We start from the raw sequence: 25,092 nt of genomic DNA, 5'->3' as shown, positions 1-25,092 counted from the left end.
AGATGCAAGGTTATATCATCAATCTTAATAAAGTAAAAGATGAAGATTTAATAGTAACTATAATATCAAAGGGCAGCTTAGAGACTCTTTATAGATTCTATGGAGCAAGACATGGAACTATAAATATAGGCTTTAAGATAGACTATGAGATAGAAGATAGTGCAAAGTCAACGATAGGAAGACTAAAAGATGTAGTACATATAGGTTTTAAATGGATAAATGACCATAAGCTTCTAAGGCTTTGGCAAGACTTTTTATCTCTCTTTTACAAACACCTGATAGATGCCCAAGAACTTGATGATTTTTACTTTGAACTTTTAGACCATGCCTCACAACAGTGGAATAAGCAAAATCCAAAAAGAGTAGCTATTGAGTCATATGTAAGACTACTGGAGAATGAAGGTAGACTTCATAAAGAGCTGAACTGTTTCTTATGTTCACTTCCTATAGAAGAGAAGGAAATATCATTAGTACGAGCATTTTTACCTACACACAAAGCATGCTCTCACACACTTAGTATGAACAGAGAAGCCCTTGTAGAACTTTTCCAAAACAAGTCATCTCTTTTTTTAAGTGATAAAGAAGTAGATAGACTCTGGTATATTTTGCTTGAGGGCTTGTAGTAATTAAGCCTTCTTAGCAACTATAGATGCAACTTTAACTCTCTCACCTTTGAGGTTTGTATCTATACGCTCTTCGTAGTAGATAACATCTAAGCCTATAAAATAGTGCAGAAGCTCATTTTTGCGTAAAAGGTAGTCAAGGTTCATAGTAGGCAGTTTAAAGTCACCATGAGCAATTAAAAATGTTTCAAATATCACTACTCCACCTGGTTTTAGTGCTTCTTTCATTTGAGAAACTAAACGGCGGTTTAAGTAGTTCACATTTACTATAAGATCATACTTATTTGGAGCTATGTTGTACTTGTCCAAGTCAGCATCTATCTTATTTATTGATGAAGTTTTTTTAACCTCTTTTAATGCTACATCTGAAATATCTACAGCATCTACTTCAAAACCTTTTAAAGCTAAAAAATGAGTATTCCTACCTGTTCCACATGCTAAATCTATTGCATGACCAACATTTGCATGATTTATGTATTTTTCTACAAGAGCCGAAACATTTTCCTGCTTTGGCTTTTCCAGATACTTCTCATTCCATCTTTGTTTATCTTCTATCATATTTTTTCCTTTTTTAAAAATTCAATTAAATTCTCTTTAGAGAGTGGTTTAGAATAATAATAACCTTGAAATATATCACAATTAAGTGCTTTTAATACTTTAACCTGATCATTACTTTCTACACCTTCAGCTAGAGTCTTCATATTAAAGTTTTTTCCTATATTAATAATACTTTGAACCAGTGCTTTTTCATTTTCATCATATAAAATCTTATCTATAAAGCTTTTATCAATTTTAAGTTCATTAATAGGTAATTCTCTTAACATACTAAGTGAAGAGTATCCCGTACCAAAGTCATCTAACGATATCTTAATATTATGTTCTTGTATCTCATAAAGAAGAGGAAGTACATCATCTAAACTCTCTATTGAGAGACTCTCTGTAATCTCTAAAGTTAGTGAAGCTCTATCAAATTTTGCATTTTCAACTTCTCTTAAAAGGTTGGCTAAAAAATCTGCTTCTATGAGTTGAACAACAGAAATATTTATTGAGAGGTAAAATCTCATGTCCAGTTTTGTTTGAATCTTTTCTATCTCTCTTAATGAGGTTGAGATTATAAAATCACCCAACTCCCGCATAAGTCCTGTCTCTTCAGCAATTGATATAAACTTATCAGGCCCTACAAAACCAAGCTTTTTATTTTCCCATCTTATGAGTGCTTCAACCCCGTAAAGAGTTCCATCTGCATTTATTTGTGGCTGATAAGCCATCCATAGTTCGTTGTTTTCTATCGCCCCGCGAAGTTCATATTCTATGTCACTTTTTACAATATTATTGTGACGCATTTTTTCTGAAAATAGACAGTATGAATTTTTACGTTTTTTTGCTTCATACATTGCAGTATCTGCAAGACTTAACAACTCTTCAATTGTTAGAGCATCTACTGGATACTGAGCTATTCCGACACTAGCACCAATTCTAAATTCTTTACTATCAACATGATAAACTTTAGATATTAAAGTTATTAAAGTTTCTAAATTTTCTTCTATTTTAGTTTCATCAATACACTCTCTTAAAACTATAAACTCATCACCACCTTGACGAATAAGCATATCTTCTTCATCAAAAAAAGAGTTGAGTCTATGAGCGACTTCAACTAAAATTTTGTCTCCAACAGTATGTCCAAACTTGTCATTAATATTTTTAAAATTATCTAAATCAATATAAAGAACGTGATATATTTCTCTATGTTTTGTTTTGTATTTTTTTATATTTTCATACATATATGTTCTATTTGGCAAACCCGTTAAAGTGTCATGCTGTACTTGATAAATAAGTTCTCTATTTTTTCTCTCTTCAGAGGTGGCAATATTTCTAAACAATAGAAAAAACACTATAAAACTAAGAGTAAACATAATCACATGAGCCAATAAAATATTTAAAAACTCATGCCACACTTCAGAGGCATTGCCTTCAACTGAAATCCATAGGTTGTATTTTTCATCATATTTTAGACCAGCGATTTTTTCTTCTTTAAAACCGTCTGTCATATAAATACTAACAGTTTGTCCATTTGTTCTTAGTTCATTTAAGGAATATTTATATTTTTCTTTAACTCTTTTATTTACTAGAGCAGCAACATCACTTGCTATCGGGAAGTCATATAATGTTTCATTTGAGACATTACTTCCTCCGCCACTATAAAGTCTATAGACATTATTTTCATCATCAAAGTCTTTTATAATAAGAACTACATTATCTTTTGACAACTTTAGACCATCAAGATAATTGCTGTTTTTATTGTTTTTTATACCGGCTATTACAACACCTATTACATTTCCATTTTTATCTCTAATTGCTTTTCGTAAAGGGATTATCCACTCTTTTATGGTTTTAAAGTAGTATGTTCTTGCAACAACCATATTATTGCTAGTAAGAGATCTTTTAAAGTCATAACTTGTTATTTTATCTGTTAGGAGGTTTTTTTTATGCTTGAGTTTTACTTGTGAGTTTGAGATAAGAATATTTCCATTTACATCTGCAAGACCGAAACTTACTAAGTATTGATTTTGTTTCAATAAAGTATCTAATATCTCTTTTGTTTTTTTTTCATTTTTGTAGTTTTCATCTTTAAAAAGTTGTTCTCCAACTATACCTAAGATAATATCTTCTTGTAAAAAATCTGCATTAACTGAACGTGAGATAATTTCTGTATGATGTTCAGCTGATGTAAGATGTCTGTCTTTTACATTAGTATAACTAAGATATAAAAGTGCTATGAGGAGCAGTAAAGCTCCCAAAAGCATTAAGTAAAAGACTTTCCAAATATTATTATGCATTATCATAAACCTATCATACCAGAGTTTAGTAGCTATTTAGTTATTTAGTATCATGAAAGCCTATTTCTATAGTCTTCATAACCAAATTCTTTTACTACCTCTAAAGTTCCATCTTTTCTATATATAGCTAAGGATGGAAGTTTTATTCCATTGAATGTAGTATTTTTAACAAAAGTATAGTGAATCTGGTCTTCAAATATAACTTTATCTCCAATTTTTAAGACTTTATCAAAGGAATAATCTCCCATAATATCACCTGCTAGACATGTATTTCCGCCAAATCTGTAAGTAAATTCTTTCTCAAGCGCTTCACCAGAGTCTCTTACATCTGCACGATAAGGCATAGCTAGAGTATCGGGCATATGTGCTTCTGCTGAAGTATCTAAGATGGCAATATCCATACCGTTATGAACTATATCTAAAACTGAGCTGACTAAGACTCCAGTTTCCCAGCCTATAGCTTCACCAGGTTCAAGATAGACTTCAACATTGTATTTTGATTTAAAATCTTTTATTATTTTTATTAGCTTCTCAACATCATAACCCTTTTTAGTTATATGGTGCCCACCACCAAAGTTAATGTATTTAAGACCCTTAAAATACTTAGAAAACTTCTCCTCAAAAGCAACTAAAACATCTTCTAACTCATCTGCACCCTGTTCACAAAGAGCATGAAAGTTAAGTCCGTTTATATGCTTTAAGACTTCTTCATCGAAGTTCGCGAGAGTAGTTCCTAAACGGCTATAGATGCCACAAGGATTGTATATATCTTTTGGAGATGCTGATTGTTCAGGGTTTATTCTAAGCGAGATGCTAACATCTGGATTGATTTTTTTCACTCTATCGCTATATTTAAATAGCTGGCTTGGTGAATTAAAAACTACATGATCAGAGATTTGTGCAATCTCATCAATATCTTCATCTTTGTATGCAGGAGAGTAAGTATGAACTTCTTTGCCGAACTTCTCGAAAGCGAGTTTTGCTTCATGAAGCCCACTCGCTGTACAACCATGCAGATACTCTTTAACTTGTGGAAATGTACTCCACATAGCAAAACCCTTAAGAGCAAGTATTATCTTAGCCCCACTCTCTTTTTGTACATGATCCAACAGTTTGAGATTTTTTTCTAAAAGTTCTTCTTCACATATATAACAAGGTGTTTTAATATTTTCAAAATTTTTCATAAGCTGCTCTTATTCTTTTTGCGACATGTCTAAAATAATCACTATCTAAGTCCATATCTTCAACCAACAAACATGCTTTCTCTATAGATGCATCTGTTAGTACTTCTTTAACATTAACCGCCGTTCTAACTACATGAAGAGTATTTATGTAGTATTCCATTTTAAAGCCTTCATTATTGTCAAAGTCAAGCCCTTTTAACATATCTACATATAATGGTTCAAGGTTCCAGTGCTCAAACAGCAGAGCTGTAATGTAGTATGAGGTAGTATCAAACATAGAGTGTTCATACACTTCTATACTACTGCACTCTTTAAGACCATTTTTAAAATCTTTTACATAGTCACTAGCTTCAATCTCACGAACAAGTATCAGTTTTCCAGCTTCCATAACAAGTGCTAACGGAGCTAAGAACTGAGAATGTCTAAGGTCTACTTTTGAGTACCACTGAAGCATCAAAGCACTTTGAAGATGACAAACATCATTAAACTCAGCACTTGTTACGCCATAAGAAGATGTATTTGCTTTTAAAGCTTCCATAATTGAGTAGTTCATCACAAGACCATAGATTATCTCTGTGCCAAAGAGCGTAACAGCCTGAGCTACAGATGCTATCTTTCGAGAAAATCCGTAAATCGGTGCATTTATCATTTTTAAAATATTTAATGTCAGCAATGCGTCTGATTCAATAATGCGAACCAATTTTATGATATCAACATTCTCTGCACCTTCTTTATATAGCTGTTGAACAAAAACAGTAGCATTTGAGAGTGGAGGAAGTGATTCTACTCTCTGCACTATGGCCTTGAAGTTCATCTTATACTTCTAGCTCTTTTATCTCCCAAGGAAGACCTTGAGTATTCATCTCATCCATAAATGCATCTGGATCCATTTGTTCCATGTTAAACACGCCAGTACCACTCCACTTACCTTGTAACATAAGTTTAGCACCTATCATTGCAGGGACACCTGTAGAGTAAGAAACACCTTGTGAGTTAGTCTCTGCGTAACAATCTTCATGGTCTTTTACTTGGTAGATGTAGATTTTCTTTTTAACACCGTCTTTGATACCCTCAGCAACAATTCCGATATTTGTTTTACCAGTAGTTCTAGGTCCTAGAGATGCTGGGTCTGGAAGAAGAGTCTTTAAAAACTCCATTGGAATAATTTTCATTCCCTTGTGTTCAACCGGTTCAATCCCTAGCATTCCAACATTTTCTAAACACTTCATGTGAGTCAGGTAACTCTGACCAAATGTCATAAAAAATCTAATACGCTTTAGACCTTTGATGTGTTTTACAAGTGATTCCATCTCTTCATGGTAAAGAAGGTATGAGTCTTTAGGCCCTACTTCTGGGTAATCCCAAACTTGCATAATCTCCATTGGCTCAGTTTCTATCCATACACCATTTTCCCAGTAACGACCTTTTGCAGATACTTCACGGAGATTGATCTCAGGGTTAAAGTTTGTTGCAAATGCGTAACCGTGATCACCGGCATTACAATCCAAAATGTCAATTGTATGAATTTCATCAAAGTAGTGTTTTTGTGCATACGCACAAAATACATTTGTAGCACCCGGGTCAAAACCACTTCCAAGAAGTCCCATAATTCCAGCTTCTTTGAACTTAGCATCTCTCTCCCACTGAAGCTTGTATTCAAACTTTGCTTCATCAGGATGCTCATAGTTCGCAGTATCTAAATACGGTGTCTTTGTAGCAATACAAGCATCCATAATCGTTAAGTCTTGGTATGGAAGAGCAACATTTATAACGATATCTGCATTACATGATTTAATCAGCTTTATCACTTCATCAGTTACATCAGCATCTACTGTTGTTATCTCAATATCAGCATCTGGTAAATCACTTTTGATAACTTCACATCTACCAATACTTCTGCTTGCCAGTACTATTTTTCCAAATACATCTACGTTTTGTACACATTTATGCACTACTACGCGGCTAACACCGCCTGCACCAATAATTAAAGTTGTTTTCATTAAAATTTTTCTCCTAAATATAAATAAAATGAGTTTTCGCCATCTTCTGAAGATGCGTAGGCCAAATAAAATGGCCCTAAAAAAGTGTCTGCTGCTACATAAACACTAACCGACTTTTTAAGATCATTGATATTCCTATGAATACCATCATCCCACGCGTCTCCTATTTCTAAACTAAATCCTGTATATAATGGGGCATCCAGTGTCCCAAAAAATCCTCCATCTTTTAACTGATATCTATACTTTACAACTCCTAGTGCCATATGATTTCCAACTATTGAGTATGGTTTATAGGCAGACATATTAAAGAGTCCGCCAAGAATAAACTTGTCATTTAAGTTAAGAGTGCTCTTATCATTGTTGTTATTGTAAGTTGTACCAAATTGCAGATAAGTAGTAATATTGTGACTGTTAAAAGTGATAGGTTTTTCTATGTCAAAATAGATTTTCTCATGCTCATAATCACTACCTAACTCTTTCATTTCCTTTGTCCATTTTAGCATAGACTTTAGACCAGTGTTTGGGAAATTCAGATTATCTAGATTATCCACTAAAAAAGAAGCATAAATAGGTCTAGCTTGGTATTTTGCATAAGAACCACTAACGATAGAAACTTCTAGTGAATCTTTAAAAGCACCAGCGCCTACTTCAAACTCATAGTCTGTTGTTACATGTGCGCCAATGCCAAGTGAAGTTCCATATCTTTTAGTCTCAAGCTCTACAGTACCACTGCCATAAGGAACAAATTCAATAACATTATCATAAACAAGAGATGGTCTTAGATAGTATCTCTGCATTGTATCCAATGGCTGAAAGATCTCAGTATATGCACGTTGACGTCTTCCTATTTCAATATCATTCTTCCACTCTCCACCATAGCTGTTTAAGCCAAACATAGTGTATCCAGCTTTTAATGAGTAAGACGAATGCCCTTTAAAATCATCTTCTACGCCTATAGCAAACCTCATTTCACCATGATTATTCCAACTAGGTGTAGTAGTGATAACAAGTATATTTTTTCCCTCAACTTTTTTAAGAGTATACTCAACGCTATCAAAGATTGTCATATTATAAATATGCATAAGATTTGCTCTTAATACATTTTCATCTAATCTATCCCCAACCTTGATTTTAATTCTTCTGAGAATTGACTCATTGCTAATGTATGTTGGATTATCTATTTCAATTGCGTCAATGATAGGTGCGCTAAACTCTTTTAAAACTCTATACTTCTTTTTATACTCCTCATAATCTGCATTACTTATAGATAGATGCTTTAGCTTAGAATCATACGCATTTCGAGTAACATCAGCGCCCTTTTGTATGATAGAAGCATATTTATCGGCATCAAGCCCTGAAAAGTCTGTTAAATCAGGAGTAAGTAAGATATCTTTATCACTAAGTTTTAGAATTGATTCATTGGCATTTTTTCTCATGAGTATATTTACCATCTGTCCTAAAACAACGAAGTAAGAATTAACATCTATTTTTTCATCAAAGTTTTCACTAACATCTACAGCTATGATGATATCTGCACCCATATCTTTAGCTAACTGCACAGGTAAGTTATCACTAACTCCACCATCTACAAGGTCTATGCCATCTATATTTATTGGCTGAAGTCCACCTGGAATAGAGCTAGAAGCGTAGATTGCTTTTGCAAGAGATCCTGACTTTAAGACAACAGGGTCACCATTGGCTATATTAGTCGCCACTGCACGAAAAGGAATTGCCAAGTCATCAAAATCTATGATATTTTGAGCATGTTGTGTTTCAGCCATAAACTTTAAAAGCAGAGGTTGTCTTTTTAATACACCAGTAGGCAGAACTATACTGTTTTTCGAGTCTATACCGAGTCCAAGTCTACCTTGATATATATATTCAACTTCTTTAACTCTCATTGGAGTGTCAGCACGGTCAAAGTCTGTTCTAATGTAGTTTTTCCAATCACTAGATACCAGCATCTGCTCTATATCATCAGCTGATCTGCCAGATGCATAGAGTCCACCAACAAATGAGCCCATACTTGTTCCAACAATGATATCTACCGGTATCTTATTCTCTTCTAAAACTTTTAAAACACCAACATGTGCTCCACCTCTAGCTCCACCACCACTAAGTACAAGTGCTATTTTTGGTCTATCTTGTCCAAGAACAACACCAAAAATAAGAGCTAGGATGAGTAATATTTTCATGGTTTGCCTATACTAAGTTAAATGCCACTGCTAAAACAGAGATCCAAATTAGAGATGTTACTATAAGACTTAAAAGAACTAAAGTCGCACCTGCATCTTTTGCCTGTTTTGCCAGAATATGATAGTCACTAGTCACTAAATCAACGACTCTTTCTATTGAACTGTTTGTTACTTCTGCTAAAACAGGTATAAATAGAGATATAAACAAGATGCTAGCATGCCCAAAGTCAATAGGCAAGTTCCATGCTACTATTCCCATAACACTTAGCATAAGTAGCTGCCACTTAAATGATGTCTCATTTTTTGTTATATCTATAAAACCTTCTACAGCATACATCCCATTTCTAAAAAGTGAATGCTTAGGCTTGTTTAGTTTCATGTTTACCCTTTAAATTTGTAATAATTTCTCTTATTTCTTGAGTTTTTGTTTCCCTATGTACTGGCTTTGAGAAGTATACTGTTACATCTCTTCTGCTAAAAAGATTAAAATCTCTAGTCTTAGAAAACATACTTCCATTCATCCCATCTATGAAAAAAGTAGCTATCTTTCCGTCATAGTCACTTGAGATAAGTTCATATCCCTTGTAAAACTTTCCAGTCTCTCCATCAGGGCTAATTTGCCCCTCTGGAAATAAAGCCACAATTTTACCATTTTTTAGTCGTTGTGAAGCTTCTGCGAAAGCATCTTTTGAAGCTTTTTTAGAGATTGGAATTGCCTCGCCTTTTTTAAGCGCTTTGTTAAATAATTTCCAGTTATAAATATCTTTATCAACCATAAAGTTAAGACGTCTTTTTATAGGTATCTGAATTATTGCCCAGTCTACCCAGCTTACATGATTCCCTAGAAGCAGAACACCTTCAGATGCAGGGATATATTCAAGTCCCACATAGTGAAAGTTATATCTCATTTTGAGTATCATCTCTACAAATGCCCAAAAAGATAGAACAAAATATCTCTTAAAGAGGATGAAACTCAGATATATCCCAACAAGTCCCATAAGATAAAACAGAGCGACTGCATTTGTTCCAAAGTAAGCAAATATAGTTGTAAGAACTAAAAATGAGACCATAAAAATATTTTGTATAAAGTTGTTTCCTGCGAGTATAACTCCAAGGTGTACTCTTGGAGCACGAAGTTGTATAAGAGAGTTTAGAGGAACCATAATAAAACCTGAGAAGATTCCAAAAAAAGCAAAGAGAACTGTAAGTGTTATCATTGACTCACTTGTAGGAATAATAAAAACAATTATTGTCATACCAATAGCACCTACAGTAGCCACACCACTATTTACATAGTACTTGGAATATGAAGCTGCCATAATAGATCCAGTAACAATACCAAAACCTGCCATAGCCATAGCACCTTGAACATAGATAGCATTTGTGATGCCAAGCTCACTCTTTGCATACTCTCCAAAAATAGCCAGCACTACCTGAGAGATAGACCAAAAAAGGCTAAGTCCCAAGATAGCCTCAAATATCTCTTTTTTTCTTGTAACTGTTTTAAGATTTTTTTGCAGGTATTTACCCTGAATATATCTCTTAAAGATAAACTTTTTCTGACTCGCTTCTATCATCTTGTTTGGTAGTTTTGAAGCTAAAAACCACTCAATAGTAGAACCTAAGACCAACAACCATCCTATAGGAGCTATGACCTGAAGAACATCCTCTTTGGTTGTAAAATTATCCGCTAAAGCTATTTCAAATAAAACTGTATAAAAGATAATACCACTAAGAATAGCTACTGTTGTAACTGCTTGAACTGCACCATTACCGAAGCTGATAAACTTTACACCTACAAGCTCTTTAATATACCCATACTTAGCAGGACCGTAGATAGCACTTTGAAGAGCGAGCATGAATGTCATAGCAAATGCAGTAAAAAACCAGCCTTGATAGTATGAAAAAGTAATTAGAAGTGTCAAAACAACTGCAAGTGCAGATGCATGTTTCATGATAAGGTTCTTAGCAAACTTATCAGCTAAAAACCCAGAAGGTGAAAAGACTAGGATAAATGGAAGTAGAATAAGAGCATTTACGATTGCCGTAAGTACTATCTGCATCTCACCATCATAGACTTTGAAAATAGTATTTTGTATGATTATTTTATGTCCCAAATCTGTAAAAGCATTTAAAAAAACAACTATTAAGTAGTTTACTACTCTACGATTTGAACATTCTTTCATTTAGATCTCTCTTCTAGTTCTTGCGAAACTAAAGTTGTACTCCAACTTTCGTAGTAACCATGGTCCTCTTTAACCTTTGCAAAAAGCTCTTCAACAACTTTTGTTACAACATCTTCAGTTACGGCATGAGTTTTCACGAGAGCTACACCATGTTCAAACTCTTCAGAGCTTATCTCATCCTTGAAACTAAAACCATCAAGATCTAGTGTATTAATAAATCTATTTTTCTGAGTAGGTGTCTCAAATGACACATAATGCTCAACATCTCTCTCTATAGTTAAGTCTTCATCCTCTTCTTCTAGTAAAAAGATAATCTTTGCACTTTGAATATGACAAAACTCTAACTCTGTTGGAAAAAGCTGAGTCTCATAAAAGCCCCATTTAGTGTCTCTAACTACATTACTTTCATAAACATAGTTTGAAGGAGTCAGTATTTTACTAGCAATTGCATCTAGTTTTTTAGAATCATAAGCATAGAAGTAAAGCTCATTCCAGCCATCAAGCACTCTGCTTCCAACATAAACTGCTCTATCCTGATGTTCTAATGCTATGATAAGAGACTCTTTAGTCTCTAAGAATTCTTCATAGCTTTCTTCATTGGCTTCTAAATCATCATACTTTATAAATACACTAAATAACCATGGATTCATCTCTTTAGAGTCTGTAGCCTCGATATTCACTTCAGTTATCACTTTAACGTCGTCTTCTAATCTATTAAATATTTCTCTCATATTCTCTCTATATTTTTTTACTTATTATAGCTAATTTATTATTAAGCCTTTTTATTCTCACTAATTCTTATTAATAATAATTATCATTTTTATATTCATTTAAGAATAATTGAGTTACAATTCAGTTATAACTTAATGATAACAAATATCATTACCAAAAGGAAAACAAATGAAAACGATAAACACAACATTAGCACTAAGTGCATTTTTACTACTAGGCAGCACTGCATACGCAAGTGAATCAGCGGATATTAAAGCTCTTAAGCAAGAAGTTAAAGAACTTCGTGAAATGACGCAAACTTTAGTTGATGAGACAAGTGACTTAAAAACAGGATTTAACTATACTACAGTTAACAGTGAAAAATCTCATAGTGGTCTTGGAGCTGCAGCTTCTAAAGTTTACTACTCAAAATCTCCTTTAAGTATTGGTGGTTACGGAGAGATGTATTACTCAGATGCAAAAACAAATAATAATGCAGATAAAACGACTTTAGATGTATATAGATTTGTTCCATATATAGGTTATAAGTTTAGTGATAACATCATCTTAAATACAGAAATCGAGTTTGAACACGGTGGTGTAGCAAACAACGGAGGTACTGCTGAGGGTGGTGAAGTTATAGTTGAGTTTATGTATCTTGACTTTCTTATAAACAAACATGCGAACATCAGAGTTGGTAATATGCTAATGCCTATGGGTCTTATAAATGAGAGACATGAGCCGACACTATTTACTACTGTTCAAAGACCAAATACGTCAAAAAACCTAATACCTTCTACTTGGCATGAGAGTGGTGCTATGGTTTATGGTGATATTATCGATAACTTATCATATAAATTTGCAGCAGTAAGTGCTTTACAAACAGGTGTTACTGGGTCTTCATGGTTAAGAAGCGGTCGTGGCGGCTCATTTAAACAGACAGATGCGAACATGGCTTTCGTTGCAAGAGTTGACTACACCGGCATCAACGGTCTTTTAGTTGGTGCTTCTGCATACACTGCACCATCAGTAAACGGAAAAAGCTCTACTACTAATATGTATGATGTGCATTTAGACTATAAAAACAGCGGTGCTAGAGTATATGGTGTTTATACTCAAACAGATAGATCAGATGCTGCAGATATAGCAGCAAATGCTGTAGAAAAAGCTCAAGGTGGTTTTGTAAATGCAAGTTTTGATGTTTTATCTCTAACTTCTATAAAAAAACAACTTCCTATCTTTGTTCAATATGAGAGTATCAATCCTGAAGAAGAGAGAGCTGATGGAACTTCTGGAGACAGACTTGATACAACTACAGTCGGTATAAACTACTTTCCTCATGAGCAAGTTGTACTAAAACTTGACTATGCAATGGCAAGCCAAGGTGCAGTTGATTCAGATACTACAAGTATCTCTATGGGATTTATTTTCTAAAACGTAAAACATTCTCCTGTTTAACACAGAGGTTTGCATCCGAGACCATGCAAACCTCTTTTTATTGATATTCATAATTGACAATTGAAAAAGAATCATATACAATCCTAAAAACTTTAAATAAAGAAAACTAATATGAAAAAAATATACCTTACGCTTTTTATACTTATATCGATTGAACTAAGTGCAAATATGTTGATTTCTCCTATAGATGCGATGAAACAGAGTTTCGGAACTAATGCGACTATAGTTAAAAACAATATTTTACTAAACAATGAACAAGCAAAAATTATTCAAAATAACGCGAAAGTAAAACTAGACAGCAAGATATTCAAAACTTTTAAAGCTATACAAGGTGATAAAACACTAGGTTTTGGAGTTATTATCAACAAAAAAGTCCGCTCTAAAAATGCTGTTGTTATGTATCTTATCTCAACAAACTCAACTCTTTTAAGCATAGAGATTATTGCCTTTAATGAACCAATGGAATATATACCATCAAAGAAATGGACTTCTCAGTTTGAAAATGTACCTACAGACAAACAACTAAACGTGGGTAGAGAAATACCTACAATAACAGGCGCAACACTTAGTGCTAGAAGCATAACAGACTCTTCACGACTTGCATTTGCTTTTTATAATGAGATGCTAAAGGCTAAGTAGTGAAGTTTACTCTCATAAACAACATAAAAAAAGATAATGCCATGAGACTTATTCTCACTGGTTTTCTAAGCTTTATACTTCTATATATTATCTCAGATGTTCTAGTTAAATCTTTTGGTTTTGGCATATCTGTAGAGACAATAAATATCACACTATTTGGAAGTGAAGAAAATTTTATAGACCCTATTACAAAAGCTTCATTTTTAGAGTTCTGGCATGTAGAGATATTTTTTATGATGATGGTACTTCTTACTCTTAGTGCAGTTTTTATCCGTCTAGCTAATAGAAGCAGAACTTTTATGACTAATACTCTTATGATTAGTGCTATAACTTCTCTGACAGCTATCGCCCTTGCCTACTTTGTATCTGCAATATTTATTTACCTATACATTATTACTTTTTTCATCTGGCATCTAAGTGCTGTTTATATGATTTTATATTCATTTTGGAAGCTTTATGCAAAAGGCGTATAAACTCTCTATCATCTACTATCTTGTTTTTTCACTACTCCTAATATCTAGTGCAGTTATGCTTTTTGAGTATAAGATAGGCTTTAGCTACGGGGAAGTAGTTGATTATTATCTAGGTAATGAGGACAAATTTATACCTACAAAGAGTACAAGCGGTATACTCAAAACTGCCTTGCCGCATATATTTTCATTTGGACTTATCTCTATGGTGCTTTTGCACTTTTTAGTCTTTACAAAACTCAGATATAAAAAAAGCACTTTAACAGTTATCTACCTTACTTTTTTAACTGCAATACTGGAGATTTTTACACCGATGCTCATAGTAAACGGTTTTGAGTTTGCAGCATTTTTAAAACTCTTATCGTTTTTTGTTTTTTTAGCTCTTATTCTTTATGTATCTTGGCTACTTCTTCACAGCATTGTTTATGACTAAAGAGTTTGTATATTCGCCAATATTTGAGCTTATTTTCATATCTCCGTCACTTTGTAAAACTATGTATGCAAGCTCTTGTGAGTCTAAAAACTCATAAGCTTTTTTAGGTGGCATTACACTAGCTGCAGTTGCATAAGCGTCAAGAAAACTACTACTAATACTTCCTATTAAAGTTATCGATACAAATTTGGTCTGTGATCTTTTTAGTTTTGGATTGATTAGATGGTTGTTCTTTATACTCTTTACATATCTGTTGTAGTTTCCGCTCGTAGTAATGCCTAAATCTTTTTTAGATGTTTTAAAAGAGAGCAGTTTAGCATCAGAAAATGGATCTTGCACATCTATAGAGCAGACATCCAAACAGCGTATATCTCCACTTGCAGAGATGCGAGCTTCTACACTATTTGCTCTAAAATAGCCTGCTACCTTATCAACCCCAAAACCTTTACCTATTCCACCAAGATCAATTTTTATACCATCATCTAAAGAGGCTTCATTTTTAGAGAAATGAATTCCTCTAAAGTTTACCTTTGCATCGTTTAACTCTTTGATAGATGCAAGACGTTCTTCCTCTCCAAAATGATACAAATCTTTAGTAATAGATCCAACAGTTATATCAAAGTAGCCATCACTATTTTTATATAGTTCTCTGCTTTGCTTCAAAGCTTGATATGAGTAGTTGTCCAGCTTTACTTTCTTATCTCTGTTTAACATGTAAATCACAGCACTTTTTTTATAAGAAGAAAGAGATGCTTCTATGTCTTTCATGATTTTAAAACCATGTTCAACTAGATGTGTATCTTTTTCATCAACAGATATAGTTATAAATGTTGACATAATGACCTGAGTTCTAGATAGTGTTTTAGCATCTAAAATTAGCCCAAAAAAGATTAATAAACTTATAATTAAAAATTTGATTTTCTAGCCTTAGTCGTATACAAGAGTCTCATAAATCCCATTTAAAGTTAAAGGTTCTTCAATTATTGAGAAGTTATGAGTACTTTTATATTTCCTTAGTTTTTCATAATCATTTTTATTTGCAATAAAATAGAGCTGATCCATAGTAACAGCATCTTTCATAATAGGATACTGTTTAAGAGCTAATTTTAAAAACTCAATACCATCATCAAATACAGAGCTTCTAAACTTGTAATCAATGATTATTTTATCAGGTATATTACTATGCACCCAAGCATCCAAAAGAGATATTTTTGTAAAACAAAAGAAGTTCCATTTATCAAGTGATTCATTTACTTCACCCTTAAATACGCCAAGTGTTTGTAAAGAATTTGATAGAACAAGGACTTTTTGTTTTTCGTACGGCAAATAAAATTGAAGTTCTTTACTAGTTATCTTGTTTTTATGAAGTAAAAACCTCGAACTACTTGGCATAGATTTAGGCATGTTTCTTTTAAGATATTCATATATTTCTGAAGATTCTCTGGCTCTTTTCCATATATAGAATTCTATATTACCACAGTAGTGACGAGAGAGTGCAGAAATAAGTTTAAGCATTTTATTTAGACGTCTTGCAAGTTCAATCCCAAGAGCTTCAGATGAGGAAACTGCCTTAATGCTTTTGCTTATTTCGTTCTTATCTAAAAAATCATATATAAATTGAGAAAAGTCAGCTATCTCTTTTTGTTCTAAAACCAATTTTCTCAATTGTATATCTGGAAAATCACAATCTAGTTTTGTCAACTCTTCTATGATGTATTTAAAATGAGGAGCGTAGAGTTTAGTCTTAATCTTATGAAATTTTCTCACTTGACTCGTAGCCATAGATATCTTATCAAGAGAAGGTGTCATTATGGCTTCAAGTATTGCTTTTGGTTCTAACTCTTTAGAATTTATCATTTTTATCTGTGATTTAAAATCATCTATAAGAGCAAAACGATTTTCACTCAACTCAACTTGTTTGCCATTATTTTTAATGATACAAGAAATTTTTTTAGCATCTGTCTTATGTGTTATTTCCTCTTCAAACAGATATGTTGAGATAATTGAGTATATCATCTCAGGATAATCATCTTCAGATATCTCAGCATTGCTAAAAGTCTCGTTTATGAGAGAATCTAGGGTATCAGTAATCCACTCCAGATCCAAATCATCTAAATATATAAGACAAATTTTCTCTATAAACTTCTTTTTCTCAATTTGTCGCTCTTTAATACGCTCAATTTCTCTGTCTTTTATAGATTGATTAGCTTGTAGATGTTTTAGTTTTTCTATAAATCCATCAAATCTAAAAGGCTTGTAAATAACACCAAGAGTATTTTCTTTTATAGAGCGGGAGAGAGTTAGTTTTGTTGAAGAAGCAGTTACAAAGACAACTTCTAGTTCTTCTAGTTTGCCTGTATCTTGTAAGATTTCTATAAACTCATCACCGTTTAAGTAAGGCATGTTAATATCGCTAACGATTAGCTTTATGTTATGGCCTTCACCCATTACTCCAAAAGCTTCCATACCATCTGAAGCGGTATATATGTTATGCTCATCAAACAGATATCCATCAATAGTATTAGTTAATAAAGCTTTTTTAATTATTTTGACAATCATAGGACTGTCATCGACAATTAGTGCCGGGGTTGCTACCATTTAGTCATCATATTATCTTCTTTAGTATTAACAACGATTATACAAAAGTTCTAGATAAAGCAAGTTGACACATATCAATTAAAAAATCTTATTAATCTAAATATTTATTATTTCGTTGACTTCTAACCCAAAGCCACCTAGACCAACAAATTCTGTTTGCTTAAGAGATGTTAGAAGATTCATTTTAGAAATACCAAGAGATTTTAGGATCTGAGCACCAGTTCCAATCTCTTTCATAGCTGCATTATCTTGATGGTTTGTTTTGTTGATAAAAACTAAAACACCGCTGTTTTTCTTTAAATAGTCTATTGAGCTTACAAGGTTATTATATTTTTTCTGATTTAAAAGAAGTTCGATGTCAGGTATAACATTGTGAACTCTTACATTTGACACTTCACCGGCATTGTAAAATACAATCGCAGTATGCTCAACATTGTCATGATCTACAAAAGTATGTTGCTTAACTTTTACACCAAAAAAGTCTATCTCTTCAACCTTCGTTTCATTTACAAGTCTTTCATTTGCTAAACGATACTCAACAATATCAGAAATAAAAACAGTTTTAAGATTGTTTTTCTCTCCAAAGATATCAAGGTCATCACGTCTTGCCATTGTTCCATCTTCTTTTATAATCTCACAAATAACTGCAGACTCACTAAGACCGGCTAAACGACACAGATCTACTGAACCCTCAGTGTGCCCAGTTCTAACTAGCGTGCCACCATCTTTAGCAATAAGAGGAAAAATATGTCCTGGTTTTACTAACTCATCTGCATGAGAGATAGGATTTGCAAGAATTTTAATAGTGTCATCTCTCTCACCTGCAGAAATACCTGTAAGAGCATTTTTAGCATCTACAGATACAGTAAACGCTGTTTCATAAGAAGATGTGTTTGAGCTAACCATTGGGTTAAGCTCAAGTCTAGTAGCTATAGACTTACTAAGGGCAACACAGATTAAACCTCTTGCATGCATAGCCATAAAGTTAACATGTTTAGGGGTTGAGAAAGCAGAGGCATATACTAAATCACCTTCATTTTCTCTATCTTCATCATCTACCATAATGACCATATTACCTTTTTTAATCTCTTGGATAGCTTCAAGTACTCTTTGTATAGGTGTCATATATTCTCTTTATGTATTTTATTGAGAGAATTATACAATATGTAGTTTAATCTGAACCACTATTTTGGCTTTATTATCCAAATAATTTAATTATATTTCAGTATTTAACCTTCTAATCAAGACTATATTTTCACAACTAAATATTTTTTCTAAATTTGCCTCTGAAATACTTGACAAAGAAAATTGTTTTGCCTATAATTTCGCTCCAACAAACATGGTAATCAGGTTTGTTAAACACCGCGGAATAGAGCAGTTCGGTAGCTCGTCGGGCTCATAACCCGAAGGTCACAGGTTCAAATCCTGTTTCCGCAACCAATTCAATTTTCAATGTTGGGGTATCGCCAAGCGGTAAGGCACTAGTTTTTGGTACTGGTATTCGGGGGTTCGAATCCCTCTACCCCATCCACCTTTTTAATGACGCGGAATAGAGCAGTTCGGTAGCTCGTCGGGCTCATAACCCGAAGGTCATAGGTTCAAATCCTGTTTCCGCAACCAATTACTTTCAAATATATTTATCATTAAGTGTTAAATAAAAGCAGGAACTTTAATTGCTTATAACAAATAATGATTAGAATTATATATAAAGCATTATTGCTTTCATTATTTTATGTACAATTAGCCAATGCAGACACTATTGAAGATATAGCAAAAAAAGCTCACTTAGCAAGCATAAATACACTTTTAATTTTTACATCTCAAGACTCTTTAAACTCTGGTCTTTATCACTTTACAAAAGTGGGGGTTGATATGCACGTTTATCACTTGCCATTTTCCTACACTTTAAAACAAACTGACAAAGGTATAGAGTATTTTATAGTTGGTAATCTTGGTTACAGCACAGTAAATATAAGCAAAGATGTGATAATACCTCCAAATTCTCGTCTTAACTACGAAAATCATATTTCAACTTACACTGCTGGAATTGGTGGAGGCATTAGATATAAATTCACAAAAGAATTCTCTGCTTCTGGCGGAATTGAGTTGATTTATTCACGTTCTGGTGCTAAATTAACTCAACCAGACGATGCTATTGGAGATGCAATTGAGGGCTTTTTCAATAAAAACTTCAATGACAACATAAGTTATAAGTTTTTTACCGATGTTGAGTATAAAACAAAATTTAAAGAGCTTAACCCTTATGTCATATTTTCATACAAAACATATCAAACAAAATCTTCTTTTAGCTTTGATGAGCTAATATCATATAACACAGACTCCAGTGTAGCTACATTTACCATAGGAGCACAAAGCAATGAATTGATTAGTTTTGATAAAAACTATATAACGCTAGAGTCATATTTTAATGCCAACTACTTAAACGGAGATATAGCCAACACTGTGAAGTTTAACAATTATGCAAGTCTTGGAGCGATAAGTTATCTTTACTCAAATGTTCCTTCTTGGATAAAACGTTATTTTCTTGAAGTAAATCTAATTAAAGCGGATGGATTGGATGGATACAATATAGGGGTAGGATTTACTATAAACTATTAAATACTACCTTGAAAATATTCTGATTACCTTTATGTTCATAATCTAATTTCATACCGTGCATTTGAACAATTGAGTGTGTAATGTAAAGACCTAGTCCCATACCATGATTTTTTAGTTTTGTATCATTATGAAATGGTTTAAAATACTCTTCTAATGGTTTATTCAGCACTTTAGCATTTGATATAAACAATAATCTATTTGACTCTTGTCTAATTACAATCTTTGTATCAGTTGAGTATTTTAGTCCATTATCTATAAGGTTTTTAAGAGCTAAAGAGAATAAATCCAAATCTACTTTTATCTTATTAGTGGAAATATTCTCAAGTGAGATATCGTCTTCTTTATCAAGCATCAGCATCTCAATAGATTTTTGAACAATAGTATCAATTCCACAAGGATACATATTTAACTCATAATTATTTGAAACTATCTGCTCAACTTTTGCAAAATCATCAATAAGAAAATTAAGCTTTTCAAAAATAGTAATTATTCTATTTTTTTGTTTCTCATCGTCTATAAGTTCACTTACAATTCTACCTTTTGCAATAGGAGTTTTTAACTCATGCATAACCGTTCTCAAAAATAGTTGTCTAGATTTTAGTTGATGCTGTGTATCATTTATATTTTTTATAATAAGATAGTAGATAAAAATAAAGAGCAGTCCAACAAAAAGAAAAATGTAAACATCTATGAAACTTCTCTCAAACTTATTTGATTCATCTTTGAAAAGGATTCTAAAATGGGGAGCTAATATATGTAAATAGTATCTGTCTTCTACCATAAAGGTCTCAAATCCGCCTCTTCTAATTATTAGTTTATCTAGGTTATCAAAAATATGTTTTGGATTTTCAACTTGTGTAAAATTTAGATTTTTCAGATATTTTGCAACACTCTCTCTATCTAATCTCTCTCGCTTAATATGATGCATCAATCTTTCATAGTCATTAATCACATTTTCATTTGCTTTGCTTTCTTGCATGCGGTGAAATGGTAAAGCTACTAATACTAGTAGTATAAATAAAAAAATAAATACAATTGTTATCTTAGCTTTTAATGATAGTGTCATTGTGAAATCTTATATCCTAAGCCTCTAACTGAGTGCAGGTAACTTGGATTTTTTGAGTCATCACCTAGCTTTGTACGAAGTCTGCCGATAATCACATCCAAACTTTTTGAATAACTATCACTCAAACTATCGCAACTCTCAACTATCTGCTCTCTAGAGACAACTGAGTTTTTGTTTTTCAATAAGCAAAGCATTACCTCACACTCTGCACGGGTAAGTGCCAAATCTTCTTCTTTGAACGTAATTTTAAAGTTGGACCTATCGTATGTGAAATCACTTTGAGTGATGGGATTATTATTCTTTTTTATCCGTCTTAAGAGACTTTGAATGACAGCATACATTTCTTTTGGATCATAGGGCTTTGGCAGATAATAATCAGCTCCCATTTGTAAGCCCATTATTTTATCTGTAGAGTCACTTCTTGCACTTGAGATAATGATTGGAATATTATATTTTTTTGTTACTTCACTACAAACTTCCAAGCCATCTATTCCTGGAAGAGTTAAATCTAATATAAGTAAATCATACTTGTCAATACCAGAACTCAGACCCAAAAATGGGTCTTGATAGTTTGTAATATTAATATTGTATTTTTCAAGATATTCTCCCAGAAACAGAGAAAACTCTGGGTCATCTTCAATCATTAAAATATTAATCATAACATGCTACCTTTTCATAATAATTATGCGTAAAATGACATTGTATTATAATTATCAGACTCCTTCAATATTTGACTTAAAGAATTTACTATAAATTTTTGTGTATCTTCCTGAGAAAGTTTATTATCTTGTGAATTGTACTTATTTAGCAAATCCATTACTTGTGCTTTAGCGTCATCTTTAAGGCTAACAATTTTACTTGTATAATCCAAAACAGTATCAAATGATGAAGATACGCTAGTTGTTGTAACATCATACTCATCTTCTTCTTCAGAACTCAATAAACTCTCCAGTAAATCAGAAATGCTAGACATCTCCTCTTCTTTTGGAGGTGGTGGTCCCATAGGTCTTTCTCCACCGCCCTTGCCTACACCTGCTAAGTCGCCAATCTCTTTTGCCTCAAATCCAGAAGTTGCCATAGCACTTGCCATTGCTTGAGAAGGTTCTATTCCTGCTTCTTGCATCGCTTTCACTATTTCTTTTGCATCATCTGCAGATAATGATTCTGAATCATACTGAGAAAGAAGTTCTTCGATAAATGCTTTTTGATCAGAGGATAAACTACTAGATCTAGCAGAACTATTCATTTGTGGTTGATACGCTTGTGTTGAACCTATTGAATTGATACTCATAATTAAACTCCATTATTTTATTTATATAAGTTTATAACAGAGATTTAAATCGATATTCAATCCAAAGTAAACAAAAGTAAACCGAAGCTTCTCCACGAATCAGATAAAAAAATATCTATAATTTTATAGAATTCTAAGTTTTATATGATAAAATTTCGTCACATTTTTCAATGTTGGGGTATCGCCAAGCGGTAAGGCACTAGTTTTTGGTACTGGCATTCGGGGGTTCGAATCCCTCTACCCCATCCACCGACATAAAAAATCAATAATACATATACTATACATATACTATACATTTAAAGGCATACTATGGCTGAGACAGATGGTTTAACTATCGTAATAAGAACTCTTGTATTTTTAGTGATTATAGGAATATTTGGTTTTATTCTAACTAGAAAAAAAGAAGACAAAAAGTAACTATTTTAACTCTTTATATAGCTTATTTTCCATCTCAATTAATATATCTGAAACATATTTATAAACTTCTCTCCATGCATCTATAAAACCTATAGGAGCCATTTTACCTAGAACTTCTTCTATTGCTTCAATCAGAGCCATACCTACCATAGAGTAGTGTCCTGGACGAATATTTACTTCTACATGCTTTATAGCTATCAACTCTAAGGCTGGAATCAGCTTTTCTATCTTGTCTATATTTACAGCATATAAAGAGAGCGCTTCAGCAAGCTTCATAAACTGATTATCAGGAGCATTTTCAAAAAGCATCTCTAAGTGTGGGTATTTATAAAATAGAATTTCATACATTTTATTTGTAATCTTTAAATCGTTAGCTGTGATTAACTCAGCGGATTCTTTTATTATGTCTATATGTTTTTGCGAGAGTTCTTGCATCAAAGACTTTCCTAAATATATGTAAATAACAAATGATTATATCACATTAAACGTACAATGCAAACTAAAGATATTTTTTTTAGTTATTTGTGATATATAGTAGTTTCAATATATCACATCTACTTAGCTGTATACAGACTTCCATTCTTAGGTTTTATAATAACACCATCATCTGTTAAAAACTTAACAGGAATAGACTCTGTGCTTCTAGCATCTGTTGTTTTGTATACTTGAAAGTGTAAGTGAGGTCCACTTGAGTAGCCTGTGTTTCCTGAATAACCTATAAGATCTCCTCTATTTACACTCTCTCCGACCTTTACATATGCACCAAATTTTTTCAGATGATAGTATGTAGCAAATGTTGCATCGTCATGCTCTATAGTTACAAAGTTTCCATGTTTTGCAAAAGATTCACTGTAACCTACTTTATTTGAATCCTCTTTTACATCGACTACAACACCACCTCTTGCAGCATATATTTTTGTACCGATGTCCATAATAAAATCTACTGCATAACTACTTGCACCTTTATGTGTACTACTTCCATTGTAACCTTGTGAGACTACTTTTGATGTACCTCTAGCGAATGGAAGTCTATACTGGTAACTGTCATCATGTTTGGCATCCATTGAGCCTTTAATCCAGCTATAACTAAAACTATATGTGTAGGAACCATTTCTTTTATATAGTTTTATATACTCTTTTGTAGAGTCAGGTTTTAGTGAAAAAGTATGAGCTACATCAGCATAACCTAAATTTTTATACTCTCCTTTTACATTTATTGTAATACTGTATGGATTTTTGTTACGTGCAAAAACAGCTATATATTTTGATGATTTTTTAACAAAGAGATCAACACTTCTATTTTTCACACCCTTATTAGATGGGTTATAAGTAGCTTTAGTTACTTTTGTATAAACGACACTGCTTGATGCTTTTATCATCTTTTTATAGTTTATCTTTTTGTCTAAGTACTCACTTCTTTTTTTATTTTTGTTAGCTTTATAAAATTCTATAGATCTCTTTAGTAAAGCCCTACTATTTAAAAGTCCATCTAACTCATAAGATATAAGTTCATAAAATGTATCGTAATCTTTGTCTTTTATAGAAGCTTCTATGTTTTTGTGTAGTTGATGTAAAAATTTGTTGTATTGTTTTTGTAGTTCTCTTAACTCAAAGAGATATTTCTTTTTATCTTTATCATTGTTTGATTTATCTACTGCGAATCCACTTTCTATAGCCTTGTTTACAGATTTCAGATACTCTTTTGAAAATTCTATATTTGATAACTTATTTATTGTCTGAGTTGATTTAAAAAGTGGAGTTCCCATCTTTGCAAAGCTTTTTGGATACTCCGTAGCACTTAGGGAGAGTTGTAAGATTAATAAAAGGTATACAAACTTAGTTAGCATCTATATATTTTGGAATGAGACTTTTAATCTTTTGATATATCTTGTCAAAGTCAGTTGAGTAGACCCTTGTCTGAGCAACAGAAGTGATAAAGTTAGTATCTCTCTCCCACCTAGGAACTAGATGCATATGAACATGTTCAGCTATTCCTGCTCCACCAGCTTTTCCAAGATTCATACCTATATTTACGCCCTGAGACTTTAGACCCTCTTTTAAAAGCCTCACACCTTTTTGAGCTAAAGCACTCATATGTAGCCAAGTCTCAGCAGGAAGATCTTCAAGTTTATCAGTATGCATGTGAGGAATAATCATAAAATGACCTGGGGTATATGGATAAACATTCATAACTATAAAGCAGTGTTCATCTCTGTAAAGAACGTGTAAATCATTGTCGTCATCTGCATGAGATCTGATATGACAAAAGACGCAACCATCAATTCTTTTTCCAGTTATGTATTCATCTCGCCATGGTGCGTATAAAATATCCTGCATACTATTTCTCCTTTTTTGAAAAGTAATT

Annotated in this window: 24 protein-coding genes and 4 tRNA genes; 10 read left to right on the top strand and 18 right to left on the bottom strand. The window is 32.9% G+C overall.

The genetic code is table 11. The annotated features are described in order from the left end of the window. The first annotated feature begins 2 nt into the window (after positions 1–2). Complete coding sequence (recO, locus tag SMGD1_RS12900; RefSeq protein ID WP_008337554.1) at positions 3–623, top strand: recombination protein RecO; 621 nt, start codon at positions 3–5, stop codon at positions 621–623. A 3-nt stretch (positions 624–626) separates the two neighbouring features. Here the strand turns inward: recO and SMGD1_RS12895 are convergent, their stop codons facing one another. Genes SMGD1_RS12895 through SMGD1_RS12855 form a run of 9 tightly spaced genes read right to left on the bottom strand, consistent with a single transcriptional unit; the run spans position 627 to position 11,756 of the window. After that, complete coding sequence (locus SMGD1_RS12895; protein WP_040766603.1) at positions 627–1,181, bottom strand: class I SAM-dependent methyltransferase; 555 nt, start codon at positions 1,179–1,181, stop codon at positions 627–629. Continuing rightward, the gene (locus SMGD1_RS12890; RefSeq protein WP_008337523.1) at positions 1,178–3,460 is read right to left on the bottom strand and encodes a bifunctional diguanylate cyclase/phosphodiesterase; all 2,283 of its coding nucleotides are present in this window, start codon (positions 3,458–3,460) and stop codon (positions 1,178–1,180) included. Before SMGD1_RS12890 ends, SMGD1_RS12895 begins: the two co-directional genes overlap by 4 nt. A gap of 50 nt (positions 3,461–3,510) precedes the next feature. Next, positions 3,511–4,644, bottom strand: coding sequence for a carboxynorspermidine decarboxylase (gene nspC, locus SMGD1_RS12885; RefSeq protein ID WP_008337490.1), 1,134 nt, complete (start codon positions 4,642–4,644; stop codon positions 3,511–3,513). After that, positions 4,631–5,458, bottom strand: a complete 828-nt coding sequence (locus tag SMGD1_RS12880) for an HDOD domain-containing protein (protein ID WP_008337345.1) — start codon at positions 5,456–5,458, stop codon at positions 4,631–4,633. Before SMGD1_RS12880 ends, nspC begins: the two co-directional genes overlap by 14 nt. Position 5,459: 1 nt before the next feature. After that, complete coding sequence (locus SMGD1_RS12875; RefSeq protein WP_008337499.1) at positions 5,460–6,644, bottom strand: saccharopine dehydrogenase family protein; 1,185 nt, start codon at positions 6,642–6,644, stop codon at positions 5,460–5,462. Further along, positions 6,644–8,839: a patatin-like phospholipase family protein gene (locus tag SMGD1_RS12870; RefSeq protein ID WP_008337589.1), complete on the bottom strand. Its 2,196-nt coding sequence runs from the start codon at positions 8,837–8,839 to the stop codon at positions 6,644–6,646. The genes SMGD1_RS12875 and SMGD1_RS12870 overlap by 1 nt, the downstream gene beginning before the upstream one ends. A gap of 7 nt (positions 8,840–8,846) precedes the next feature. After that, positions 8,847–9,218, bottom strand: a complete 372-nt coding sequence (locus tag SMGD1_RS12865) for a diacylglycerol kinase (protein WP_008337518.1) — start codon at positions 9,216–9,218, stop codon at positions 8,847–8,849. Next, positions 9,199–11,025, bottom strand: a complete 1,827-nt coding sequence (locus SMGD1_RS12860) for an MFS transporter (RefSeq protein ID WP_008337477.1) — start codon at positions 11,023–11,025, stop codon at positions 9,199–9,201. The genes SMGD1_RS12865 and SMGD1_RS12860 overlap by 20 nt, the downstream gene beginning before the upstream one ends. Then, positions 11,022–11,756, bottom strand: a complete 735-nt coding sequence (locus tag SMGD1_RS12855) for a DUF695 domain-containing protein (protein ID WP_008337217.1) — start codon at positions 11,754–11,756, stop codon at positions 11,022–11,024. Before SMGD1_RS12855 ends, SMGD1_RS12860 begins: the two co-directional genes overlap by 4 nt. Before the next feature lie 169 nt (positions 11,757–11,925). Here SMGD1_RS12855 and SMGD1_RS12850 point away from each other — a divergent pair, with 169 nt between their 5' ends. From SMGD1_RS12850 to SMGD1_RS12835, 4 genes are all read left to right on the top strand, one after another. Then, positions 11,926–13,170 carry a porin gene (locus SMGD1_RS12850; RefSeq protein ID WP_008341512.1) on the top strand — a complete coding sequence of 415 codons (1,245 nt, stop codon included), beginning with the start codon at positions 11,926–11,928 and terminating at the stop codon, positions 13,168–13,170. 135 nt (positions 13,171–13,305) lie between these two features. Continuing rightward, a complete protein-coding gene (locus SMGD1_RS12845; protein ID WP_008341510.1) occupies positions 13,306–13,833 on the top strand; it encodes an FMN-binding protein in 528 nt (175 codons plus the stop codon). Continuing rightward, positions 13,833–14,306 carry a hypothetical protein gene (locus SMGD1_RS12840; RefSeq protein ID WP_008341509.1) on the top strand — a complete coding sequence of 158 codons (474 nt, stop codon included), beginning with the start codon at positions 13,833–13,835 and terminating at the stop codon, positions 14,304–14,306. The genes SMGD1_RS12845 and SMGD1_RS12840 overlap by 1 nt, the downstream gene beginning before the upstream one ends. Beyond that, the gene (locus tag SMGD1_RS12835) at positions 14,290–14,736 is read left to right on the top strand and encodes a hypothetical protein (RefSeq protein ID WP_008341507.1); all 447 of its coding nucleotides are present in this window, start codon (positions 14,290–14,292) and stop codon (positions 14,734–14,736) included. The genes SMGD1_RS12840 and SMGD1_RS12835 overlap by 17 nt, the downstream gene beginning before the upstream one ends. Here SMGD1_RS12835 and SMGD1_RS12830 read toward each other — a convergent pair. The 3 genes from SMGD1_RS12830 to SMGD1_RS12820 all read right to left on the bottom strand — a co-directional run bounded on the left by SMGD1_RS12830 (position 14,707) and on the right by SMGD1_RS12820 (position 18,459). Continuing rightward, entirely contained in the window at positions 14,707–15,573 is an 867-nt protein-coding gene (locus SMGD1_RS12830) for an FAD:protein FMN transferase (protein WP_008339838.1), read from the bottom strand. The genes SMGD1_RS12835 and SMGD1_RS12830 overlap by 30 nt on opposite strands. A 90-nt stretch (positions 15,574–15,663) precedes the next feature. Then, positions 15,664–17,334, bottom strand: a complete 1,671-nt coding sequence (locus SMGD1_RS12825) for a response regulator (RefSeq protein WP_008339851.1) — start codon at positions 17,332–17,334, stop codon at positions 15,664–15,666. Between the two features lie 96 nt (positions 17,335–17,430). After that, positions 17,431–18,459, bottom strand: coding sequence for a bifunctional 3,4-dihydroxy-2-butanone 4-phosphate synthase/GTP cyclohydrolase II (locus SMGD1_RS12820; protein ID WP_008339773.1), 1,029 nt, complete (start codon positions 18,457–18,459; stop codon positions 17,431–17,433). Between the two features lie 238 nt (positions 18,460–18,697). On the opposite strand from SMGD1_RS12820, the gene SMGD1_RS12815 reads away from it, so the two are divergent. The 4 genes from SMGD1_RS12815 (at position 18,698) to SMGD1_RS12800 (ending at position 19,953) form a co-directional block, all read left to right on the top strand. Next, positions 18,698–18,774 (top strand) — tRNA-Met (locus tag SMGD1_RS12815). 16 nt (positions 18,775–18,790) lie between these two features. Continuing rightward, positions 18,791–18,865, top strand: a tRNA-Gln gene (locus SMGD1_RS12810). A 12-nt stretch (positions 18,866–18,877) separates the two neighbouring features. Beyond that, positions 18,878–18,954, top strand: a tRNA-Met gene (locus tag SMGD1_RS12805). A 96-nt stretch (positions 18,955–19,050) separates the two neighbouring features. Continuing rightward, entirely contained in the window at positions 19,051–19,953 is a 903-nt protein-coding gene (locus SMGD1_RS12800; protein ID WP_008339739.1) for a hypothetical protein, read from the top strand. Here the strand turns inward: SMGD1_RS12800 and SMGD1_RS12795 are convergent. Genes SMGD1_RS12795 through SMGD1_RS12785 form a run of 3 tightly spaced genes read right to left on the bottom strand, consistent with a single transcriptional unit; the run spans position 19,940 to position 22,310 of the window. Continuing rightward, positions 19,940–21,019 carry an ArsS family sensor histidine kinase gene (locus tag SMGD1_RS12795; RefSeq protein ID WP_008339869.1) on the bottom strand — a complete coding sequence of 360 codons (1,080 nt, stop codon included), beginning with the start codon at positions 21,017–21,019 and terminating at the stop codon, positions 19,940–19,942. The genes SMGD1_RS12800 and SMGD1_RS12795 overlap by 14 nt on opposite strands. Then, a complete protein-coding gene (locus SMGD1_RS12790) occupies positions 21,016–21,678 on the bottom strand; it encodes a response regulator transcription factor (protein ID WP_008339691.1) in 663 nt (220 codons plus the stop codon). The genes SMGD1_RS12795 and SMGD1_RS12790 overlap by 4 nt, the downstream gene beginning before the upstream one ends. A 23-nt stretch (positions 21,679–21,701) precedes the next feature. After that, the gene (locus SMGD1_RS12785; RefSeq protein WP_008339814.1) at positions 21,702–22,310 is read right to left on the bottom strand and encodes a hypothetical protein; all 609 of its coding nucleotides are present in this window, start codon (positions 22,308–22,310) and stop codon (positions 21,702–21,704) included. Between the two features lie 174 nt (positions 22,311–22,484). On the opposite strand from SMGD1_RS12785, the gene SMGD1_RS12780 reads away from it, so the two are divergent. Further along, positions 22,485–22,559, top strand: a tRNA-Gln gene (locus tag SMGD1_RS12780). Between the two features lie 168 nt (positions 22,560–22,727). On the opposite strand, the gene SMGD1_RS12775 is transcribed toward SMGD1_RS12780, so the two are convergent. The 3 genes from SMGD1_RS12775 to SMGD1_RS12765 all read right to left on the bottom strand — a co-directional run bounded on the left by SMGD1_RS12775 (position 22,728) and on the right by SMGD1_RS12765 (position 25,064). Continuing rightward, positions 22,728–23,162 carry a globin domain-containing protein gene (locus SMGD1_RS12775; RefSeq protein ID WP_008339885.1) on the bottom strand — a complete coding sequence of 145 codons (435 nt, stop codon included), beginning with the start codon at positions 23,160–23,162 and terminating at the stop codon, positions 22,728–22,730. Between the two features lie 119 nt (positions 23,163–23,281). Next, positions 23,282–24,574 carry a M23 family metallopeptidase gene (locus SMGD1_RS12770; protein ID WP_277812890.1) on the bottom strand — a complete coding sequence of 431 codons (1,293 nt, stop codon included), beginning with the start codon at positions 24,572–24,574 and terminating at the stop codon, positions 23,282–23,284. Next, on the bottom strand, positions 24,564–25,064 hold the full coding sequence (locus tag SMGD1_RS12765) for an HIT family protein (protein WP_008339832.1): 501 nt from the start codon (positions 25,062–25,064) through the stop codon (positions 24,564–24,566). The genes SMGD1_RS12770 and SMGD1_RS12765 overlap by 11 nt, the downstream gene beginning before the upstream one ends. Between the last annotated feature and the right edge of the window lie 28 nt (positions 25,065–25,092).

This window comes from Sulfurimonas gotlandica GD1, from assembly GCF_000242915.1.
Taxonomy (GTDB): domain Bacteria; phylum Campylobacterota; class Campylobacteria; order Campylobacterales; family Sulfurimonadaceae; genus Sulfurimonas; species Sulfurimonas gotlandica.
Note: the sequence above shows the minus strand (reverse complement) of the source record. Positions and strands in the feature narration are given on the sequence as shown.

Bases quoted from the DNA above. Each gene is read 5' to 3' on its own strand.
- recO (WP_008337554.1), top strand. From the start codon at position 3: ATGCAAGGTTATATCATCAATCTTAATAAAGTAAAAGATGAAGATTTA.
- SMGD1_RS12860 (WP_008337477.1), bottom strand. From the start codon at position 11,025: ATGAAAGAATGTTCAAATCGTAGAGTAGTAAACTACTTAATAGTTGTT.
- SMGD1_RS12875 (WP_008337499.1), bottom strand. From the start codon at position 6,644: ATGAAAACAACTTTAATTATTGGTGCAGGCGGTGTTAGCCGCGTAGTA.
- SMGD1_RS12855 (WP_008337217.1), bottom strand. From the start codon at position 11,756: ATGAGAGAAATATTTAATAGATTAGAAGACGACGTTAAAGTGATAACT.
- SMGD1_RS12795 (WP_008339869.1), bottom strand. From the start codon at position 21,019: ATGACACTATCATTAAAAGCTAAGATAACAATTGTATTTATTTTTTTA.
- SMGD1_RS12765 (WP_008339832.1), bottom strand. From the start codon at position 25,064: ATGCAGGATATTTTATACGCACCATGGCGAGATGAATACATAACTGGA.
- SMGD1_RS12775 (WP_008339885.1), bottom strand. From the start codon at position 23,162: ATGCAAGAACTCTCGCAAAAACATATAGACATAATAAAAGAATCCGCT.
- SMGD1_RS12895 (WP_040766603.1), bottom strand. From the start codon at position 1,181: ATGATAGAAGATAAACAAAGATGGAATGAGAAGTATCTGGAAAAGCCA.
- SMGD1_RS12820 (WP_008339773.1), bottom strand. From the start codon at position 18,459: ATGACACCTATACAAAGAGTACTTGAAGCTATCCAAGAGATTAAAAAA.
- SMGD1_RS12880 (WP_008337345.1), bottom strand. From the start codon at position 5,458: ATGAACTTCAAGGCCATAGTGCAGAGAGTAGAATCACTTCCTCCACTC.
- SMGD1_RS12770 (WP_277812890.1), bottom strand. From the start codon at position 24,574: ATGCTAACTAAGTTTGTATACCTTTTATTAATCTTACAACTCTCCCTA.
- SMGD1_RS12825 (WP_008339851.1), bottom strand. From the start codon at position 17,334: ATGGTAGCAACCCCGGCACTAATTGTCGATGACAGTCCTATGATTGTC.
- SMGD1_RS12890 (WP_008337523.1), bottom strand. From the start codon at position 3,460: ATGCATAATAATATTTGGAAAGTCTTTTACTTAATGCTTTTGGGAGCT.
- SMGD1_RS12790 (WP_008339691.1), bottom strand. From the start codon at position 21,678: ATGATTAATATTTTAATGATTGAAGATGACCCAGAGTTTTCTCTGTTT.
- SMGD1_RS12785 (WP_008339814.1), bottom strand. From the start codon at position 22,310: ATGAGTATCAATTCAATAGGTTCAACACAAGCGTATCAACCACAAATG.
- SMGD1_RS12835 (WP_008341507.1), top strand. From the start codon at position 14,290: ATGCAAAAGGCGTATAAACTCTCTATCATCTACTATCTTGTTTTTTCA.
- nspC (WP_008337490.1), bottom strand. From the start codon at position 4,644: ATGAAAAATTTTGAAAATATTAAAACACCTTGTTATATATGTGAAGAA.
- SMGD1_RS12870 (WP_008337589.1), bottom strand. From the start codon at position 8,839: ATGAAAATATTACTCATCCTAGCTCTTATTTTTGGTGTTGTTCTTGGA.
- SMGD1_RS12865 (WP_008337518.1), bottom strand. From the start codon at position 9,218: ATGAAACTAAACAAGCCTAAGCATTCACTTTTTAGAAATGGGATGTAT.
- SMGD1_RS12845 (WP_008341510.1), top strand. From the start codon at position 13,306: ATGAAAAAAATATACCTTACGCTTTTTATACTTATATCGATTGAACTA.
- SMGD1_RS12850 (WP_008341512.1), top strand. From the start codon at position 11,926: ATGAAAACGATAAACACAACATTAGCACTAAGTGCATTTTTACTACTA.
- SMGD1_RS12830 (WP_008339838.1), bottom strand. From the start codon at position 15,573: ATGTCAACATTTATAACTATATCTGTTGATGAAAAAGATACACATCTA.